Source organism: Methylobacterium ajmalii (assembly GCF_016613415.1).
Lineage (GTDB): Bacteria > Pseudomonadota > Alphaproteobacteria > Rhizobiales > Beijerinckiaceae > Methylobacterium > Methylobacterium ajmalii.
Genome location: NZ_JACWCT010000169.1, coordinates 1 through 1,484, shown reverse-complemented (window position 1 = coordinate 1,484; position 1,484 = coordinate 1). Strand labels below are relative to the sequence as shown.

At 68.3% G+C, this 1,484-nt stretch carries 1 protein-coding gene; it reads right to left on the bottom strand.

The window, feature by feature from the left end; all coding sequences use genetic code 11:
* A partial coding sequence (locus HPY23_RS29920; protein WP_200649717.1) for a hypothetical protein occupies positions 1 to 1,374 on the bottom strand: 1,374 nt, incomplete at its 3' end.
* Positions 1,375 to 1,484: the final 110 nt, after the last annotated feature.

The following is a 1,484-nucleotide window of genomic DNA, read 5'->3' as shown; positions in this document are numbered from 1 at the left end:
GATCTCGCCGGCCGGCGCGATCCGCACCCAGGTCTGGCCCGCGTTTGTGAAGCTGTCCGAGCCCGCGGGCGCCGAGCCGGAGACCCGCTTGAAGCGCCCCTCATATCCATCCCCCGCCAAGACGCGGCCGAGCAGCACGACGGTGGTGACCGTTCCGGGGATCGTGCCGGATTGCGCATCGCTCTTCGTCGGGAAGGCGATGCTGTTCGGCGTGCCGAGTTGTGCCTCGATCGCCGTCAGGCGCGGGCCGGGGTTCTGGCTCTCCAGCGCGCCGACCCGACTGGCCACGCTGGCCGAGACCGGGTCCAGCAGCGTCGCCTCCGTGGTGTCGATCCGGTCGATGACCTCGATGTCGGTCAGCCCGTCCGGGCCGAAGCATTGGATCGCAAGGCGGACGTAGCAAGCTGCCGCTGGCGCCACCAGCAGCCCGGCACCGGCAGAGCGCGCGAAGCTGACACCGACCTCCTGCCGACCACTGGCGGTGATGAGGGCCTGATCGTCGTTCACGACGGTCGGAGTAGAGAGCGGGTTGCCCGTCTGGTCGAGCCACACCAGGAGGCAGCGGACGCTATCGTTCGACGGGTCGCTGGGATTGGCTCGGCGCTGGTAGGCGAAGCGTGCCGCGTAGGCCCGCCCGGGCTCGACGGGAAAGGCCTGCCGGGTCGCGATGATGCCCGAGCCGCGCAGGCGGACGACGCTGCCGGCATCGCCGAAAGCGAGCAGCCTATCGGGCAGAGGAGGAAAGGCCGCGCCCGCGCCGCCGAGAGCCGGGAACCCAACGGCCAGCGTGTATCGGTCCGGGGCATCGCCCGGCCGGCCCGTGCCGCGGACGTAGTCATAGCGATGGGCGGTCAGGTCCAGGATCAGCCGGTAGAGCGCCGGGGTCTCTCCCGGGGCGGCGCCGGCTGTGACCGCAGCAAAAGCGGTGAGCAGCGCGGTCACCTTGTCTCGCTGATCGGCCGTGTCCGCGACAATGTCGGTGACGGCCTGAATTAGGCCTGCGGCGCCCTCGACCTGCTCTTGTAGGGTCGCGATGGCCGGGTAAATGTTGTGGCTATCCGCCTGAGCTTGAGCTTGCAGCTTGTCAACTGCATCGTAGAGGTTTTTCGCATCCGTGGAAAGCGTGCCGACCTTTACGTCGATTGGCGACACTACTTTGTAAAGATCGTCGAGGGCGGCCGACAAGCGCGTGACGACCGTCGACAAGCTCGCGACACCACTCGGGTCGCTGACGACAATGCCGCGCAATGCGTCGGCCAGTGCGTCAAGCGGGGTCCGAACCAGAGTGCGCTGCCCGCCGCCCGCATCGGCATGTCCAACCACCTCGATCAGAGTGCCGAGGGGCAGGTTTGAGGAACGGATGCCAGCAGCCATACGAGTTCCCAGCACTGAGAGGGCGCCGGCAGCGGCACCTTTTCGGGATAGATCGGGAGAGGCGAAGCCCGCGCGGGCCGCGGGTCAGGATAGGGTGACGGGGAACGGGC